This is a genomic window from Mammaliicoccus sp. D-M19 (assembly GCF_022386695.1).
Classification (GTDB): Bacteria; Bacillota; Bacilli; order Staphylococcales; family Staphylococcaceae; genus Mammaliicoccus; species Mammaliicoccus sciuri.
In genome coordinates, this window is sequence record NZ_JAJNHW010000003.1 from 80,907 (window position 1) to 99,182 (window position 18,276).

Annotated in this window: 18 protein-coding genes; all 18 read right to left on the minus strand. The window is 33.0% G+C overall.

Annotation, left to right across the window (positions count from 1 at the left end; all coding sequences use genetic code 11):
* Positions 1–19 precede the first annotated feature (19 nt).
* The gene (locus LQ675_RS08495; RefSeq protein ID WP_048540993.1) at positions 20–958 is read right to left on the minus strand and encodes an ABC transporter permease; all 939 of its coding nucleotides are present in this window, start codon (positions 956–958) and stop codon (positions 20–22) included.
* Positions 939–2,435 carry a sugar ABC transporter ATP-binding protein gene (locus LQ675_RS08500; RefSeq protein ID WP_048540996.1) on the minus strand — a complete coding sequence of 499 codons (1,497 nt, stop codon included), beginning with the start codon at positions 2,433–2,435 and terminating at the stop codon, positions 939–941. Before LQ675_RS08500 ends, LQ675_RS08495 begins: the two co-directional genes overlap by 20 nt.
* Positions 2,436–2,446: 11 nt before the next feature.
* A complete protein-coding gene (rbsD, locus tag LQ675_RS08505) occupies positions 2,447–2,836 on the minus strand; it encodes a D-ribose pyranase (RefSeq protein ID WP_075578125.1) in 390 nt (129 codons plus the stop codon).
* Positions 2,829–3,710, minus strand: a complete 882-nt coding sequence (rbsK, locus tag LQ675_RS08510; RefSeq protein WP_075578126.1) for a ribokinase — start codon at positions 3,708–3,710, stop codon at positions 2,829–2,831. The genes rbsD and rbsK overlap by 8 nt, the downstream gene beginning before the upstream one ends.
* Before the next feature lies 1 nt (position 3,711).
* A complete protein-coding gene (locus LQ675_RS08515) occupies positions 3,712–4,677 on the minus strand; it encodes a LacI family DNA-binding transcriptional regulator (RefSeq protein ID WP_075578127.1) in 966 nt (321 codons plus the stop codon).
* Between the two features lie 66 nt (positions 4,678–4,743).
* Positions 4,744–5,148 (minus strand): thiol-disulfide oxidoreductase DCC family protein, encoded by a 405-nt coding sequence (locus tag LQ675_RS08520; RefSeq protein ID WP_201277786.1) that lies wholly within the window; start codon positions 5,146–5,148, stop codon positions 4,744–4,746.
* A gap of 259 nt (positions 5,149–5,407) precedes the next feature.
* Positions 5,408–6,832, minus strand: a complete 1,425-nt coding sequence (nhaC, locus tag LQ675_RS08525; protein WP_075578128.1) for a Na+/H+ antiporter NhaC — start codon at positions 6,830–6,832, stop codon at positions 5,408–5,410.
* Between the two features lie 127 nt (positions 6,833–6,959).
* Positions 6,960–7,319: a transcriptional regulator, SarA/Rot family gene (locus tag LQ675_RS08530; protein ID WP_048541006.1), complete on the minus strand. Its 360-nt coding sequence runs from the start codon at positions 7,317–7,319 to the stop codon at positions 6,960–6,962.
* Positions 7,320–7,563: 244 nt separating this feature from the next.
* Positions 7,564–8,937: an alanine/glycine:cation symporter family protein gene (locus tag LQ675_RS08535; protein ID WP_048541009.1), complete on the minus strand. Its 1,374-nt coding sequence runs from the start codon at positions 8,935–8,937 to the stop codon at positions 7,564–7,566.
* A 140-nt stretch (positions 8,938–9,077) separates the two neighbouring features.
* Positions 9,078–10,448 (minus strand): EVE domain-containing protein, encoded by a 1,371-nt coding sequence (locus LQ675_RS08540; RefSeq protein ID WP_048541010.1) that lies wholly within the window; start codon positions 10,446–10,448, stop codon positions 9,078–9,080.
* A gap of 211 nt (positions 10,449–10,659) precedes the next feature.
* On the minus strand, positions 10,660–11,676 hold the full coding sequence (locus LQ675_RS08545; protein WP_048541012.1) for a LysM peptidoglycan-binding domain-containing protein: 1,017 nt from the start codon (positions 11,674–11,676) through the stop codon (positions 10,660–10,662).
* A gap of 364 nt (positions 11,677–12,040) precedes the next feature.
* On the minus strand, positions 12,041–12,271 hold the full coding sequence (locus LQ675_RS08550) for a hypothetical protein (protein ID WP_048541014.1): 231 nt from the start codon (positions 12,269–12,271) through the stop codon (positions 12,041–12,043).
* 15 nt (positions 12,272–12,286) lie between these two features.
* A complete protein-coding gene (gene manA / locus LQ675_RS08555; protein WP_048541016.1) occupies positions 12,287–13,228 on the minus strand; it encodes a mannose-6-phosphate isomerase, class I in 942 nt (313 codons plus the stop codon).
* 173 nt (positions 13,229–13,401) lie between these two features.
* Positions 13,402–14,937 carry an AbgT family transporter gene (locus tag LQ675_RS08560; RefSeq protein ID WP_239727482.1) on the minus strand — a complete coding sequence of 512 codons (1,536 nt, stop codon included), beginning with the start codon at positions 14,935–14,937 and terminating at the stop codon, positions 13,402–13,404.
* A gap of 417 nt (positions 14,938–15,354) precedes the next feature.
* Positions 15,355–16,059 (minus strand): FadR/GntR family transcriptional regulator, encoded by a 705-nt coding sequence (locus LQ675_RS08565; RefSeq protein ID WP_025906426.1) that lies wholly within the window; start codon positions 16,057–16,059, stop codon positions 15,355–15,357.
* Positions 16,060–16,138: 79 nt separating this feature from the next.
* On the minus strand, positions 16,139–16,507 hold the full coding sequence (gene dhaM, locus LQ675_RS08570; protein ID WP_048541021.1) for a dihydroxyacetone kinase phosphoryl donor subunit DhaM: 369 nt from the start codon (positions 16,505–16,507) through the stop codon (positions 16,139–16,141).
* A 2-nt stretch (positions 16,508–16,509) separates the two neighbouring features.
* The gene (gene dhaL / locus LQ675_RS08575; protein WP_048541023.1) at positions 16,510–17,085 is read right to left on the minus strand and encodes a dihydroxyacetone kinase subunit DhaL; all 576 of its coding nucleotides are present in this window, start codon (positions 17,083–17,085) and stop codon (positions 16,510–16,512) included.
* A 12-nt stretch (positions 17,086–17,097) separates the two neighbouring features.
* The gene (dhaK, locus tag LQ675_RS08580; protein ID WP_075578131.1) at positions 17,098–18,063 is read right to left on the minus strand and encodes a dihydroxyacetone kinase subunit DhaK; all 966 of its coding nucleotides are present in this window, start codon (positions 18,061–18,063) and stop codon (positions 17,098–17,100) included.
* Between the last annotated feature and the right edge of the window lie 213 nt (positions 18,064–18,276).

The following is an 18,276-nucleotide window of genomic DNA, read 5'->3' on the forward strand; positions in this document are numbered from 1 at the left end:
TTCCCCTCAATCTAATTGATTATTTTTTTCTATCTATTAATACAGCAATTAAAATAACAATACCTTTTACGACTTGTTGGTAGAATGATGATACACCTAATAAATTCAATCCGTTATTAAGTACACCTATAATAAGTACACCAATAAACGTTCCAACAATTCTACCTTTACCGCCTGTTAAAGAAGTTCCGCCTAATACAACTGCAGCGATAGCATCTAACTCATATGATGTACCAGCTGTAGGTTGAGCTGAGTTTAAACGTGATGTTAATATCGCACCTGCTAATGCAGACATTAAACCAGAAATACCATAAATTAAAATTTTCACTCTGTTCACTTTAATACCAGAAATTTTTGAAGCGACTTCATTACCACCGATAGCATATGTATGTCTACCAAATGTTGTTTTTTGTAAAATAATCGCCAATATAATAAATACAATAATCATTGTGACTGCTGGTACTGGAATACCGAAGAAATAACCTTTACCAAATAGTTGGAACATATAACTATCACCTAAATTAGTAATAGGGTTACCATCAGTAACAACGAGTGTTAAACCTCTAAATATTGTCATCGTTGCAAGTGTTGCGATGAATGGTGCCATACTCCCGAATGTTACTAATACACCGTTAAATACACCTAATAAGAAGCCACCAATTACTCCGACAATCAATGCTACGATTGGATCTAAACCACTTGTAATTAAGATTGCAGTAAATGCACTTGATAATGCGAGTATCGAACCGACTGATAAGTCTATGCCACCAGTTAAAATAACAAATGTCATACCAAAAGCAATTAACCCGTTAATTGAAACTTGTCTTAATAAGTTTAATAAATTCGATAAATCTAGAAATGCAGAGTTCATAATACTAATCACGACGATTAATAATATAAGTCCTATAAATGGAATAATTTTTTCGACTAATGAAGTCTTAGCTGTTAGTTGTTGCATGTAATTCCCCTCCTGTAGCTAATGTCATAATATTTTCTTCTGTTATATTTTCGCCTTCAACTTCACCTTTAATATTGCCTTCTTGAACAACAATAACGCGATCACTCATGCCGATAACTTCAGGTAACTCTGAAGAAATCATAATAATCGATACACCACGTTCAGTTAGCTCATTCATCAACTGATAAATTTCTCGTTTAGCACCAACGTCTATCCCTCTTGTCGGTTCATCTAAAATCAAGATTTGAGCACCTGTACCAATCCATTTTGCCAACACTACTTTTTGTTGGTTACCACCTGAAAGTGAGGATACTAGTGCTTTTCGTGGTGTCTTAATATTGAGCCTTTTGCTCATTTGATCCGCAAACACATGCGTCGCTTGTTCTTTAATAAACCCTTTATTTGAAAAGCTTTCAAGAGATGGTAGAACCATATTATGTTCGATTGAGAAATCGAGAATGAGTCCTTCATCTTTTCTATTTTCAGTAATTAAGCCTAAACCATGTTTCATTGCATCTTCCGGTGACTTAATCAATACGGATTGACCGTTAATGTCAATATCTTTATAACCTTTATCAATTCCGAACAGGCTTCTCATAATCTCAGTTCTACCAGCGCCCATTAAACCACTAAATCCTAATATTTCACCTTTTCTTAATGAGAATGAAATATCTTTGATGCCTTGTTCATCATTATTAAGAGATTTAACATGCATCAATGTTTCACCTGGGTTGACTGTTCTTTCTGGGAATTGCTCTGTTAAGTCTCTACCTACCATCGATTTAACAATTTCATCATAATTGGTTTCACTTGTTGGTTTATACAATACAGTTTTACCATCTCTCATAACGGTAATTTCATCAGAAATCTCAAATATCTCAGCCATTCTATGTGAAATATAAACAAATGAAACGCCTTGATTTTGAAGATTTTTAATGAGTTTAAACAACTGTGTGATTTCTTTATCTGTAAGTGCTGCAGTTGGTTCATCCATGATGATAATTTTTGCATTGGTCATTAAAGCTTTAGCAATTTCTATCATTTGTTGTTCACCGATTGAACATTTTCCTGCAACTTTCTTCAATGAGATATTAAAGTTTAATTTTCCAAAGACTTTTAATGCTTCTTGTTTCATTTTCTTCTCATTTAATATGCCAAATTTATTTCGCATTTCTTTCCCGATAAATAAATTTTCAAGTACTGTTAACTCTGGCCAAATATTAAGCTCTTGATGTATAAACGTAATACCTGCTTCTTCTGACATTTGAGCATCTTTAAAGACAACTTCTTGATTGTGATAATTAATTTGACCTGCATCTTTTTCATGAATACCAACAAGAATCTTCATTAAAGTAGATTTCCCTGCACCATTTTCTCCCATAAGTGCATGAACTGAAGCTTCTTTTAATTTAAAATCTACGCCTGTTAACACTTTATTTTGGCCAAACGCTTTATGTACACCAGACATTTCTAACATGAAATCCCTCCTTAAAATAAAACATCACTTTCTAATATGACGTTTGCATATGGTGTTGCTTCCCCTGTTCTTATAATAGCGACAGTATCTTGTGTTAATTTTTTAAATGCTTCGTGTGATACAAATTCTCTTTCAACATCTGTTTCTTTAATCTTTTCATAAAGTGGTGAATTATCAGTCTTAATTTCTTCTGCAAAAATCATTTTCTGTACAGACATATGTTCTAACAAAACATCGTAAACGCTTTCAAAACTTGGTACACCAAAAGTCAGTGCTAAATCAATTTTTCGCACGCCTTTTGGTACTGGTAAACCACAATCTGCGATCACAATACGATCTGTATGACCAAGATCGCTTAATACTTTAGAAATTTCACTGTTTAATATCCCTGTCTTATACATCCCATTCTCCTTTAATATCTTGTAATGTTGGCATTCCACCTTGTGCACCTAATCCAGTTACTGAATGACTTGCTGCTAAATTAGCAAATGCTAATGCTTGATCTAAGCTGTATTCTTTTTGAAGCGCTACTGCAAATGCACCATTAAATGTATCTCCAGCACCTGTCGTATCTTTCACTTCACGTTTATAACCTGGTACTTGAACTTTTTCTTTACCATTATGATAAGCTGCACCTTTATCACCTAAAGTTACAATCAATTTCATTGGATAAGCTGCTAACGCTTCATCTAATTCACCTTTAAACATCTCATCACTTTCTGTTTCGTTTGGTGTTAAATAATCAACTTTTTCGATAACAGTGTGACTAATCTCTCGATATGGTGCAGGATTCAGTATTGAAATCAAACCGTGCTCTGAACAATATTCAACCGCAAACTCCACAGTTTCACTTGGAATTTCTTGTTGTAATAAAACGATATCTCCTTCAGACAATGCTTCTAGATGTTTTTTTACATAGTCTGGTGTCACTTCATTGTTAGCTGAAGGTACGACAATAATACTATTATCTTGTTCAGATAATGTTATATGTGCTGTTCCCGATGGCATTTGTGTAACGGGTTCCACACCATCCACAATAACGTGATTATTTTGAAGATTTTCGTATATTTCTTTACCAAAATCATCATCGCCAACTCTACCAATCATATGTACATTATCGCCTAATCTTGCAGCTGCGACTGCTTGGTTCGCACCTTTCCCACCAGGTGTTGTAAAGAAATCGTCCCCAAGAATTGTTTCTCCTTTACCTGGTCTTTTAGACGCTGATACAACTAAATCTATAGACATACTTCCGATAACTGTAATTTTATTCATATTAATCTCTCCTTGTTGATTGTCGTTCTACTAAAGTAACATCTAATATTTGATGATGTTCTCTTTGTTTACCTTCCAACTGTTTAATCAATTGTTGACAAGCTTTTTGACCAATTAAATAAGCAGGTTGATGAATCGTTGTTAAACTTGGTGAATATGTACGTGATAACGGAATATCATCATATCCAACAACTTGTATATCATCTGGTACTTTATATTGATGATTATAAAGAATACTCATGACGTAAAATGCACCTACATCATTACTACAAATAATACTATCAATGTCGTGTCCTTTAATTAAGTTGAGAAAATCATCTTCTGATAAAGATAATTCATTAGCTGAGATATACTTGATGCCCGCTTCATCTAACATTAACTTCGCACCATTGAATCGCTCTCTAAATGATTTGTAATTTAAGTCTTGTTCTAAAATAAGAACAGATTTGGCTTTACCATTTATCACTGCTTGAGCTTGAAGTTGTCCACCTTTGTAATGATTTGTTTCAACAAATTCATGATCTTCGTACACACGGTCTAACAGAACAAAAGGCATATTATATGATTTAAATGAATCAAAAGTTTCCTTACTCGATAATTGTGAAGCAATAATACCACTACAATTATGTACGTTAAATGTATTTAAATAAGCAAGTTCTTTCTCATCATTGCCATCACCATTTCCAATAATGATATGATAGCCCATCGCCATCGCTTCATCTTCAACACCTCTAGCAACTACTGTAAAAAAAGGGTTACTCATATCTGGTAACAATAGTCCTATCATTCTAGATTGTCGTTTATATAAAGTTCTTGCTGTTTCGTTAGGTCGATAATTTAATTCTTGAATTGCTTTATCAATTTTATCTTGTGTTTCCTTCTTAACATAACCACTTTTATTAAGCGCTCTAGATACAGTAGCAACAGATACTCCTGCATGTTGCGCAACTTGTTTAATTGTTGCCATACTTCAACTTCCTTTTGTGTAACCGTTTACACAAAAGGATATCACGCAATCTTTATTTATGCAATATTAATTTAAAAAATATTTTCTTTCTTCAGGTGTCGGTATCTTACATTCGTTTTTCAAAATCACTTTATGTCTGATTTTGGCAAATACATCGTAACCAACATCTCGAACACATCTCGGTATCCATTTCAAAGCCCACCCCAATAGTTGATAGCCTTTTATTTGATATAATAAATGAATAATCGCACTTGATTTAATCAATACTTTGTCACCATCTACAACGATAATACTATCAATTTTTTGCAAGTCAGGTCGAACATCAATTAAATGATCACCATATGAAGATTCAAGTTGAGCAAATTGAAAACGAGTCGAAATCTTATGATGAATTAACCACATCACAGCACGATTACAGTATCCACAATCCCCATCATAATAAACAATAGCGATAACAATCACTCCAATCATTATTTTCTTTAACGTAACACGACAGTATGATAAATAAAAGTTTTACGGACACAATTCCGAATAATGTCCCTAACGATAAAAAAGAGACTGGGACATAATGTAATGTCTCAGTCTCTTGTAGTATCTTGGCAGTAGATGACTGAATTGAAATGCGCTTGTACCAAGCTTTTTCAACTCTAGTCATCCTTGCCGGGGCGGGACTACGAAATCTTTTTTTACAAATTAGATTTCTGTCCCGCTCCCCTCTTCATTTCTATTATTAAGTAGCTTGTTTTTTAAATTCTTTATATTCTTCTTCATTAATTTTGATAATTTTAAATCCTACATATCCAAAGATGATGGATATAATTGGTACTGTATAATTAAAGATTGCATAAATACCATATTCTAATACATTCACATTCAATGTTTGGGCGATAAATACCCCACATGTATTCCATAAGAAGAATACTGAAGTTACTGTACCACCGTCTTCAAGTGCACGTGATAAGTTTTTCGGATGTAGCCTTCTTTCCAAAAATGTATTAATGTACATTCTTGAAGGAACTACAATCGATATGTATTGCTCTGAGCATGAAGCGTTTGTACCTATACATGAGATAATAACAGATGCTATTAAACCACCAGTACCTTTTGCGATTTTTAAAATTTTTGTAATGATAGCTTTCAGCATGCCTGAGTATTCTAGGATGCCTCCAAATGTCATAGCAACTATAGTCATTGAAATTGTATAGAACATGGATTCTAATCCACCTCTGTTGAACAATTCTTTAACTAAGTCGTTTTTTGTTTCTAGTACAAAACCAGTTTGTAATGTTTTCACACTGTCATGAAGACTACCACCTTGAATAAATATTTGTGATAAGAATCCTAAGACAATACCGACGACTAAAGCTGGGATTGCTGGCACTTTAAATGTTACTAATATTATAACAATTACGGGTACGAGCAGCAGCCACGGTGAAATTGTAAATTTATTTAGCATTTCACTATTGATAGCATCAATTTTTGCTTGATCCATATTACCAGCTGAAAATTGTTGTCCTAAAATAAAAAATACAATTAGTGAAATGATAACGGCAGGTACTGTCGTATAGAACATGTGTTTAATATGATCGAATAAATCCGTACCTGTTAGTCCTGCTGCTAAGTTTGTCGTATCTGATAATGGACTCATCTTATCACCAAAGTATGATCCAGATATAATAGCTCCGGCTATCATGCCAGCTGGAATATCCATACTTAATCCGATTCCCATACCTGCTACACCAACTGTTGCCATTGTTGACCAACTACTACCAATTGCTAATGATACGATTGCACAAATAACTGCGATGGTTACTAAAAATAATGATGGCGTTATTAATTTCAAGCCATAGTAAATCATTGTGGCTACTACGCCTCCACCTATCCAAGCACCAATGATCAGTCCAACTAAAATGATAATGACGATTGCTGGTAAGGCTAGCCTAATACCTTTATACATCATTTCTTCAATGTCTTGCCAGCTATAACCATGATAGTACGCTACAATTGCAGCAATTGCTGTTCCTATCATTAACGGTATGTGCGGAGCTTGTTCTAAAACGACTACCGTAAATAACATACTGATAATCATAAATAAAAATGGCACAACGGCCCAAAAGAAACTAATCTCTTTCTTAGATGTACTATTCTTCTCCATAGATAACCTCCTAAAATAAAGCGCTTACATTTATAATTTTAATATTTCATGCTACATAATACAATGCCATAATTACAAAGCCTGGACAAATATTTATGTGCCAGGCTCATACTTATAACTCATATAACTATTCATTAAGCATATATATAACTTCTTGCATAATTTCATTGAATTCTTCTTTATATTCATTGTTAAAACGTAAAATTACTGCTCGTTCGTCTGATTTTAAGCGATTTTTTAATATGTATCTTTTCTCAAATAAACGTTTGATCGCTCTCGCTGATTTATTTTGTTTAATATAGCCTTTTTCAATAGCATCTTTAAGATGTACTTCTTCCACTTCATTTAATTTCATTAAAAAGAAAAATTCATGCTTCTTTAGACCATACTTTTGTTCAATAACTAAAAAGATATTATCAATTTTATTTTGCTGATCGAAAAACGCTGAACATGTTGAAATTGCTTCTGAATAAGATTGAGTCTTCATAGTCTGACCTCCTGTTTTTTCCATTAATTAGATTTTCTTAAAATAATTTTAACACAAAATTAAATAACATCAATATGGAATTTAAATATATATTTGACAATTTATGTATTTTTATGGCAGTTAATTATCAAACCGAATTGACTAACTCACAAAGTGCATAGAAGTACTATAATTTTACAAATAAAAAAAGATTATAACTGTAATCGTTATAATCTTTTTCTTGTATTCAATTAATTGTAGATACTTACTTTTTAGTTTTATCTTTTAAATAGAATTCTTTTCCAGTAAAGAATTCTGTTGTTAAACTTTTAACTTTAGGCGCTAACATCACGACTGCGATAATATTTGGAATCAATATACATGCAAGTGCAATGTCTAATAAATTCCAGAGTTGTGTACCAGCACCGAATGCACCAAGTGCGATTGATAGTACATAAACAATCTTCATAATAAATCCTGCCGTTAAGCCAAATAAATATTCTGCCATTCTTGAACCATAGTATATAACAACAATGATTGTTGAGAATACGAAAAAGACCATAGAGATAGAAACAATCCAGCTTCCAAATGTTCCAAACGCATTGTAAAATGCACGAGCTGTAAGTGCAGCAGATTGTTCTTTAGCATCATTATCTTTCCAAACATCAGATACTAAAACGACAAATGCTGTCGTACTACATATGATTAATGTATCTACAACAATTTCACTTACACTCCAGAATGCTTGTCTTACAGGATGGTCAGTCTTTGCAGCCGCATGTGCAATTGGTGACGTACCAAGACCTGCTTCATTCGAATAAATACCACGTGCAAATCCCCAACGTACTGTTGTGGCTAACGCAGCACCGAAACTACCACCTAATGCCGCATCTGGATTAAAAGCCTTCTCAACAACTAAAGCAATTACGCTAGGCACATGTTGAATATTCAGTATAATAATCAAGAAGCCCATAATACAATATAAGCCTACCATAACCGGTACGATCATTTCGGTAAATGTTGCAATACGCTGAATACCACCAAATACAACTAAAGCTGCAATAACAGCTAGTACAATTCCTGTTATACCCATGTGAATATCGAATGTATCTTGTACAGTACTTGCTGCTGAATTCCCTTGTACCATAATACTTGGGATAAGTTCAATCATTAAAGCAAATGCAAATACAAACGAGAATACTAGTCCGACTTTTTTATTTTTGAAACCTTTTTTCATATAATATGTAGGTCCACCAACAAATTCTCCTTTATCGTTTTTCTCACGATAATATATACCTAGTACATTTTCGGAATATTTTAATGCCATTCCTAGAAACGCGATCACTAACATCCAAAATACTGCACCAGGTCCACCCATCATAATGGCTGTAGGTACACCGACAATGTTTGCCGCACCTACTGTTGATGATAAAGCAGACGTTAACGCTTGCCTCGGAGTAATCGTACCTTCTCCTTTAGGCTCTTTATTAATACTTCCAAAAGTTTGTTTCATCATGTAACCAAAATGTCTGAATTGAATTAAACCTAAATACAATGTTAAAAATAAGCTTGATACTAATAAAAGTGTGACGATTGGATACCCCCATAACCAATCTGAGAATGCTACGATTTTCTCCATAAAATGACCCCTTTGCTATTTTATTTGTGAAATATAAACCAAGCATAATTCTATATTACAGAATATTCTGCAATTTATAAACCTTTAAAAATATAAAAACGGAATAAAATCTTAAGTGTTAAGATTTTATTCCGTCTATTTTATCCTACATGTAATACTCTACAATGTTTTAAAAATTGATGTGAGTATTGTTCTTTAATTTCTTCAATCGAACCATAACATAAACCAATCATGCGCCATTTAGGATTATGACGATAGAATGAGTCTTTTTCTAAACTCCACTTCACCATTTTACCTTCGTGATTATATCTTGGTAATGTCATTTCGTGGCCATCAAGCACATTTAAGAATAATTGAAAGATTTCTGGATCTATTCTTTCAAACTGGTCAATCACTAGCCATTCTCTTTCTGAGTTCGTAATATGTCCTGTAATGAAACCTTCTCTATAATATAAAGCGCCACTTTCATTTGGTAAATATCGACCATATAACATTTCTTCTGAGAAATCAGGATGACCTACTGTATATATACCTTTAGCAAGTTCACGTTCAACATAATGTTTCGCTTTTTTCAAACCGTCTTCCTTATTGTCACAAAGCATTAAAATAATAGGTTTATCTTTTTTAGGTTCATTTTCCTGCTCACGTTGCACAGACATCTCATATTGATTGCTAGAACTTTCTTTGTACGTCCCGTTACTCATATCTATCATTGCATCATATTGTGCTTTTGTTAAATTAGCAATAGATTGTTTTGAACTATCTTGCAAGAAATATAATTTCTTTAAAGTTTGATGTCTATTTAATTCGCCAATATTCACAGGATTAATATCTTCATGATATTTAACTTCAATACACGTAGAATCTGTTCTACCTGGTTGTGGTGGCAACTTATGTATACTATCTGACACTTCCCCAGTTCCTATTATAGACTGATTAGCATTTCTACTTAAAAATATAATCTGGTCTCCTATTTCTAACTGAGTATAGTATGTATAACCATTTCTCTTTATACCATTTACAGTATGTGTAAAAATTGTATACGTTTGCTCTTCTTCAAATTGAATTTCTTCTGTTAGTAAGAAATACCTAGGAATTTTTATAGCGCCTTGTCCCAAGCCTATAATTAATTCGAATTCTTCTTTCGTAATTCGATTAAACAATTGTTCTGTCATCTGTTTAATTCTAGATTCTAATTGTTCACTTCTCTTTAAATATTCAATAGATAACATTGTTAAAGATTGCTCAAACTTAAATTGGATACTTACTTTTTGATTACCACCCGTTTGAACTTGTAAGATCTCACCGAACCCAAGTAAGCCGACTTGATTTTGTACTTGATAATAAATCACTTTATCTCCTGGTTTGGCTGTCTTAAATGCATGATAGCCTTGCGTTGGATTAAAGCTTGCACCTGATTCAAACACTGCAGTTTGGCCTTCTAATGGTTCCGTATGACGCCACCTATTATATCCACAATTTAACCAAAAGTAGTTTCTTTCTTCAGACATATGTATACTCCTTAATATCTATAATGATCGATTTTCATAATGATGTTTACTTTGATATCTTAACTTTTTCATATAATAATTACGCTTAAAATTTACTTTTTTAACAACACATTAATATTAACATTGTATAAGACATTCACACTCATGTCTATGTTTACAATCATAAAAAAAGAGCCGAGGACACATCATAATGTCCAAGACTCTTCACTGATTAATGTATAAAATTATAGCTTGAAACTTGAGAAGCTGGTACCGTTCTGTAAGTTAGTACTCCTGGTGATGAACTAAAGTTCATTTCTGATACTTGAATACTTCCATTTGAATTAATTCTTTCAACAAATGATACATGGCCATAGTATCCAGCTGATGATTGAAGGATTGATCCTACTGCTGGTCTATGATTGACTACATAACCGTCTTTAGCAGCTGCACTTGCCCAGTTATTTGCATTCCACCAATAAGTACTAATTGGTTTACCTATAGCTTGACGACGATTAAATACATGCCAAGTACATTGACCCCAGTCGTATAAGTTTTGATGATTGAATGTCGGTGATGTGTATCCACTGTTGTTATTTGAATTAGAAGTAGAACCTGAGCTTGAAGTTGTTCCACTCACTTTTAATTTTTGTCCCGGATAAATGATAAAGTTTGACAAACCGTTTAATGACATAATTTTTTGGTATGTCGTTCCATATCTAGCTGCAATCGCTGATAGTGAATCTCCTGACTTAACTGTATAAGTAGAAGTGCTGCTTGAAGCATTAGACGCTCCGCTATTACTAGAGCTACCCGTGTTACTACTAGAAGTTGCTGTACCATTAACTTTTAATTTTTGTCCCGGATAAATAATTGTGTTGCTTAACCCATTCAATGACATAATTTTTTGATACGTTGTACCATATTTACCAGCAATAACCCCTAATGTATCTCCCGATTTTACTGTGTAATATGTCGTTGATGAAGTTGAAGTATTACTTGAGCTCGTGTTTGATGTACTTGATGAATTTGAAGTTCCAGGAACTTGCAATACTTGATTAGGAAAAATAAGGTTTGAACTTAATTTATTTAAGCTTTTAATTTTCGCAATCGTTGTATTATGTTTATCAGCAATCAGCCATAAAGAATCTCCACTTTTAACTTTATAAGTTGCTGCTTCCGCTTGATGAGAAGATACTGCAACTGCCACCGAAGCACCAACAAATGCCGCTATTGTCTTTTTCTTCAAAATAACTTACCTCCATCTTCTTACAGTTTTTTTATGAATTCTTATTAATTATACACCGTAATGTTTATCGTTTATATTACAGTTTTATTTCATTTTCATTAATCCTATAATAGTATATTACTTTTAAAGATTAATTAGAAAATGAACAAATATAATAAATCGCATATTATAAATAGCGCAAGGTAAATTGAGGAGGTGGGTAGGAAGATAATATGCGTGAGTCTTCGTGCAGTACACCCTGATTTTGTACCCTAGCGCACGATATCTACGAGTCTTCGTGCGTTACATCCTGATTTTGTACCCTATCATACATAAAAACAGTAGAAATTCTATTACAGAATTTCTACTGTTGATTTATTATGATTTATACGATCAGCGATAACCCTGCTAAGCATGGCATAAGATTGACTAATATGCCGCCTATTTTGAGTCCTGCTGATATGTCTTTATCTTTTAATGTAGAGATTGCAAGTATTAAACCAATTAACGCAATGATAAATGGTATGACTGGCGTTGGATACTTAGGCATTCCGAAAAACAAACCTAATCCTGCAATGACTGCACATACTAATGATAAATATAGAAATTTTTTCATTTGATAGACCCCTATCTACACATAACTAATGATGACTTCTAATTCACCATTTATGTGATTATCTAAATCATCTGCTGTCATGATTAAATGATCGCCTTTTTCTACTTCAAATACATTACCATCTGTAATAATTTCTCCGCTTCCAGCTATCACACTTACTAAGCAATAGTCTCTAGGTTTTCTAAAATTAAATGTCCCACTAATTTCCCACTTTGCAACTGTAAAGAAGTCGCTTTCGATTAATAATGTTCCTTTTTGTTCTTCATCATCAATCTTTTTAGGTGGTACATTTGGACTTTGTGCACCTACTGTTATAACGTCGATACTCTTATCTAAATGAAGTTCCCTCTTCTTGCCGTCTTTATCAATTCTGTCATAATCATAAATTCTATATGTTGTATCAGAATTTTGTTGTGTTTCTAGAATCATTATACCGCTACCTATTGCGTGAACTGTTCCACTAGGTACATAGAAGAAGTCTCCTTTTTCTACTTTTACGCGTTTAAATAAATGATCCCAATCTTCATTCTGTATAAATTCTTCTAATTGTTGTTTTGTGTTTGCGTATGTTCCATATATAATTTCTGCATCTTCTTTAGCATCTATAATATACCAACATTCTGTCTTACCAAATTCACCGTTTTCATGTTCACGTGCATATGTATCATCAGGATGTACTTGTACAGATAGTTGATCATTTGCATCAAGAATCTTAGTTAATAATGGGAACTTTTCTTCTGTAGGATTACCGAAAAGTTCTGGGTGATTTAACCAAACTTCATCTAAAGTTTGTCCTTTGTATGGTCCGTTTGCGATTTCGTTTGGCCCATTTACATGTGCAGATATTCCCCAACATTCACCGATTCGTCCTTCAGGCAGGTTATATCCCATATTTTCTAAATTTCTACCACCCCATATACGTTCTTTGAATACAGGCTTTAAAATTAATGGAGACATTCAATCATCCTTTTCTTATTGTTGTTATATATTGTATACCGCTTATTTTTATAATCGTTTTAATGTACCAATGGTGATTGTACCATAACGACACTATATTGTGGAATACTCATAACACAGATAGATCGAATTTATAACTATTATTAATTTTATAATTATTAAAATGCATAATACTATTTATTAAAATAAATATCTCCTCCTGGTCCTAGAGGTATACCAAGTAAGTACCATATAATCATAAATAATGGCCAAACGATTCCTAACACAATTGAATATGGCATTAAACTAGATATTAATGTACCTAGTTTCATATTTTTATCATATTTTTGAGCATATGAAAGTAATAATGGTAAATATGGCATCATCGGTGTAATCGGATTTGTAATGGAGTCTCCGATACGATAAACCATTTGTGTAAATGCTGGATGATAGCCTAATAACATAAACATTGGTATAAAGATTGGTGCTAATATTGCCCATTTAGCTGAGGCAATTCCGATTAATAGATTGATAAGACTACTTAAAATTATAAATCCAATAATCAAGATGACTCCATTTTGACCTTGCAATAATTCTGCACCTTTTACAGAGATCACAATACCTAAATTGCTCCATTCTAAATATGCTAAAAGTTGAGCAGCAAAAAATACAATAACGATAAAGCTACCCATTGTGGACATGGAATCTGATAACATTTTTCCTAAATCTTTTGTATTTGAGATTTTCCCGGAAAGAATACCATATACAAATCCAGGCACGAAAAAGATAACTAAAATAATGATACCTACACCATCCATCAATGGTGCTTTATCAATTAAACTACCTGTCTTTGGATTTCTTAACCAACCATTTTCAGGAATCGCTAAAGCAAGTAATAACGCTACAACAACAAAGAAACTAATATTCGCAAACTTCAATGCTTTACTTTCTTTTGCACTAATTTCATTATCATCACTTTGATCCTCAGAACCTTCATCAGGTTTATATATACCTAAACGCGGAATAACGACTTTCATACTGACGTAATAAATAGCTGGTAATAATATAATTGTTGATGCTGCAATAAAATACCAGTTCATCGCGACATTTAAATTGATATCTTTATCAATTATTTCAGCTGCTGGTTTCGTAAACGCATATACTAACGCATCACTCATACCTAATGTAACGTTCGCAGCAAATGCACCTAGTGCTGAGGCATAAGCCATCGCAAGTCCAGCAATCGGATGATAACCTAACTTTATAAAGACTAATGCTGTTAATGGTGGTAACACGACTGGCGCTGCATCTCCTGCAGCATTACCGATAATACCTACAAATATAATAATTGGTACAATGATTTTTCTAGGTGCTTTCTGAACAACTTGTATCATTAACTTATCAAAATACCCCGTCTTTTCAGCAACACCTATCCCTAACATAACTGCTAGTACTAAGCCTAATGCGGGAAATTCCGAAAAATTCGTGATAGATTCACTAATAATTTTTCCGAAACCTTCTCTAGAAATTAAATTTGTAACTTCTACAGTCTTTCCAGTTGCAGGACTTTCAACTTTTATGTGAAATAATGAAATAAACCAAGACAGAAATATTAACGCTGCACATAAGAAGAAAAATAGTATACTTGGATCTGGTAATCTATTACCTGCTCTTTCTATTAAATTAAGAAATCTATTTATGATTGAAACCCTTTCTTTTGTTTGGTTCATATGTGATCCTCCCATCAGTAAATTAAAAACAGTATATCAAATAGCACTTATTTTTTGAAGGTTCTGATAATTTTACAAATATTTTTATAACAAGTCTTTATATAAAATTTTAAATCGCATTTAAGTGTAAATTTGGCATCTTTTTTTAAGAATTAACATTGATAAAGTGCACCGTTGACCTTATACTAAGTATACAGATGATAAGTTGTAATAAATGTACTTCATTTTCGAATAGACATCATGCAATTTATTATTAACTGTAAGAAGTCTTTATATATGATTATGAAATGGAACGGATGGGGTTACATACCCTAAAGCGATAAGCCTCCTGAAGCTTATCGCTTTTAATTTTGCATAAAATAAGAAACTGCTATCATGTCTCTGTTAGACATTAATAGCAGTTATCATCATCAATTATTATTGTTCTGTTTTTTTAATATTACTAAGTACAACTTTCTCAACTTCTTCTAAATGAAATGCCATCTTATGTTGCGCAAGCTCTGCATTTTGAGATTTAATAGCTTCAAAAATTTCTTTATGCTCATTATATAACTTCTCGATTGATTTACTTTTCGTATATAAATAAATCCTTCTCGTTTCTTTCATTGTATGTCTCATGATTTCAGATACATTTAACAATAATTGTTTAAGCATATCATTTTTAGCCGCTTCTACTACAGCTAAATGAAATTTCAAATCAGAAGCTTCTCCTAATTCATTGTCTTGAATGGCTTGTTTCATATCTTTTAATGCAGATTCAATAGCATGCAAGTCATCATCTGTTCTTTTTTCTGCTGCTAGTCTTGATACACCGACTTCAACAATTTTACGGACTTCTAGTAAATTTTCAATATCTTTAACGTCTCCATTGATTGCTTCGATATTAAAATAAACTTCTTCTCTTTCAACGATGAAAGTACCTTGCCCGTGTTTAATTTCAACATAGCCCATTGCTCTTAACGCATTCAATGCTTCTCTTATCGTTGCTTGTCCTACCCCAAAACTTTCAGATAAAGCCTTTATAGATGGTAAGCGGTCTCCTATTTTCAAACGACCTTCATTAATATCTAATATGATGACATCTGCAACTTTTTCGTATAATTTCTTGTTCGATATCTTCATTCTTCTTTCTCCACCTTGTTAAAATCATTAGTAGAGCAATTATATCATTTAAAATATATTTCATCTTAAAGAATTTAAATTATTGATGAAATTCTCTTTTAATACTTTCCATTGCTTCTTCTAATGTTGCACCTGTTGATAAAGATACACTTGCTAAAAATGCACCTTCTACAATGGGACCGTCTACTTTGTACAATTTATGTTCACCATCATATAAGTCTAACGCCATTTCTAAATTCATTTCAGATGAACCAATATCGTAAAATAACAATGCATCTTCAGTTAATGCATCAATCACTTCATTAACCGTATCAATACTTGTGCCGATTTCACCTTCATTTGTCCCACCTTTTGCGATAACTGTAACACTTGGAGACATTTGTTCCAATAATGCTTTTACACCTTGTGCGATATCGTTACTATGACTAATAATACCTATTGTCGCCATATTTACACACCCTCACTTAAAGCTTTTAATACATAAACCATACTTTGAGCACCAGGATCTATATGTCCTATAGAATCCTTTTTGAAATAGGCTGCTCTACCTTTAGTTGCTTCTAAATCTTTAGTATCTTCAGCGAACTGTTGCAACACATCTTCAGATAATGAATCGCCATTCGATAAGTGATCTGAGGCTTTTAATAACACATCATACATTGTTTTTTCGCCGCCTGTTACTTTACCTCTAGCTGCAACTGCATCTTTAAAAGTATTTATATATTCTAATAAATTATCAGAAGTGATTTCGTCATAATCTAGACCTGCCATTTTAACAAAGCTAAATCCATACAGTGGACCTGATGCACCACCTACTGAACTCATTAAAGTCATGCCAGTAGATTTCAATATATTACTCACTGTATCTCCTGTAACTTTTTCGTCCACTGCTTTAAATCCGCGTAACATATTAACACCATGGTCGCCATCACCGATTGCTCTGTCTAATTGCGTTAAATTTTGTTCTTCTTGTTCAAACGTATGACTTAAATCTTTAAGTTTGTTTAACAATGTTTCTGCGTTCATTTAAAATGCCTCCTATTTAAAATATTTACTTTCTGTCGGTGCGTTAAATGCTTCTTCAACTTCTTGTTGATAAGGCACTAATGTAATAGAAAATCCTTGCATATCGAGTGCAGTCATATAATTACCAACAAAATATTTTTTAACCTCTAATTCATTTTGCTCTGCATATTCATTAAAATAATGCGCGATGATTGCAAGTTCTGAATCTGGTGTCGCACCCATACCATTAATCATAACGATTAATGATTTATCAGAAACTTCCTTTTCAAGTTCATGCATTAAACGATTAATGATTTTATCGATTGTTTCAATATTTTCTTGATAAATACCACGTTCACCATGAATACCAATACCAATCTCCATTTTATTATCATCTAAATCAAATCCGTATTGACCAGTTGTTGGTACTAAACAAGGATAAATGGCCATTCCAATTGTTCTAATATTTTCAATAAATGATTCTACTTTTTCTTTAATAGCTGCTAAATTATATCCATTATCAGATAGATAGCCGGCATACTTATGTACAAGAACTGTACCCGCTACACCTCTTCTATCTTGTTCATTTTCAATAGAAATATCATCACGTACGATAACTGATTGGCAAGAAATACCTTCCATTTCTGCCATCTCTTGTGCCATTTCAAAGTTCATAACATCTCCGGCATAGTTCTTAATGATTAATAAGACACCTTCATCAGTCGCGACATGTTTAATCGCTTCGAGAATTTTATCTGGTGTAGGAGAAGTAAAGACTTCACCACATACAGCTGCATCTAACATACCTTCAGCAACATATCCAGCATGTGCAGGTTCATGACCAGATCCACCACCAGAAACTAAAGCAACACCACTCTTTTTAACATTTTTACGAACGACAACATTGTCACTAATAATTTCAACTGAGTTATCCATTACTTCGATTCCCTTAAGCATATCCGCTACAAAGTTTGTTTTTTCATTCATTAATTTCTTCATAAAATGACCTCCCGTCTAAATTCTATGTTTTCTATTCCATTATAAAACGTTTAGATAGGTAAGCGTTAACAATATGAGTTAATAAGAGATGATAATTTAAGTTTGAGCTTGTATATGGTGCTTGGGGACAGAATTCCGAATAATGTACCTATCATGGGCGCTTACGGACAGAATTCCGAGAAATATCCCTAAGAGAGTACCCATCTTATTACC

Coding starts and splice junctions, on each gene's coding strand:
- rbsK (WP_075578126.1), bottom strand. CDS start 3,710: ATGAATAAAATTACAGTTATCGGAAGTATGTCTATAGATTTAGTTGTA.
- LQ675_RS08520 (WP_201277786.1), bottom strand. CDS start 5,148: ATGATTGGAGTGATTGTTATCGCTATTGTTTATTATGATGGGGATTGT.
- LQ675_RS08540 (WP_048541010.1), bottom strand. CDS start 10,448: ATGTCTGAAGAAAGAAACTACTTTTGGTTAAATTGTGGATATAATAGG.
- LQ675_RS08530 (WP_048541006.1), bottom strand. CDS start 7,319: ATGAAGACTCAATCTTATTCAGAAGCAATTTCAACATGTTCAGCGTTT.
- dhaK (WP_075578131.1), bottom strand. CDS start 18,063: ATGAAGAAATTAATGAATGAAAAAACAAACTTTGTAGCGGATATGCTT.
- rbsD (WP_075578125.1), bottom strand. CDS start 2,836: ATGTATAAGACAGGGATATTAAACAGTGAAATTTCTAAAGTATTAAGC.
- dhaM (WP_048541021.1), bottom strand. CDS start 16,507: ATGGCGACAATAGGTATTATTAGTCATAGTAACGATATCGCACAAGGT.
- LQ675_RS08515 (WP_075578127.1), bottom strand. CDS start 4,677: ATGGCAACAATTAAACAAGTTGCGCAACATGCAGGAGTATCTGTTGCT.
- LQ675_RS08500 (WP_048540996.1), bottom strand. CDS start 2,435: ATGTTAGAAATGTCTGGTGTACATAAAGCGTTTGGCCAAAATAAAGTG.
- LQ675_RS08560 (WP_239727482.1), bottom strand. CDS start 14,937: ATGAACCAAACAAAAGAAAGGGTTTCAATCATAAATAGATTTCTTAAT.
- LQ675_RS08495 (WP_048540993.1), bottom strand. CDS start 958: ATGCAACAACTAACAGCTAAGACTTCATTAGTCGAAAAAATTATTCCA.
- dhaL (WP_048541023.1), bottom strand. CDS start 17,085: ATGAACGCAGAAACATTGTTAAACAAACTTAAAGATTTAAGTCATACG.
- nhaC (WP_075578128.1), bottom strand. CDS start 6,832: ATGGAGAAGAATAGTACATCTAAGAAAGAGATTAGTTTCTTTTGGGCC.
- LQ675_RS08535 (WP_048541009.1), bottom strand. CDS start 8,937: ATGGAGAAAATCGTAGCATTCTCAGATTGGTTATGGGGGTATCCAATC.
- LQ675_RS08565 (WP_025906426.1), bottom strand. CDS start 16,059: ATGAAGATATCGAACAAGAAATTATACGAAAAAGTTGCAGATGTCATC.
- manA (WP_048541016.1), bottom strand. CDS start 13,228: ATGTCTCCATTAATTTTAAAGCCTGTATTCAAAGAACGTATATGGGGT.
- LQ675_RS08550 (WP_048541014.1), bottom strand. CDS start 12,271: ATGAAAAAATTTCTATATTTATCATTAGTATGTGCAGTCATTGCAGGA.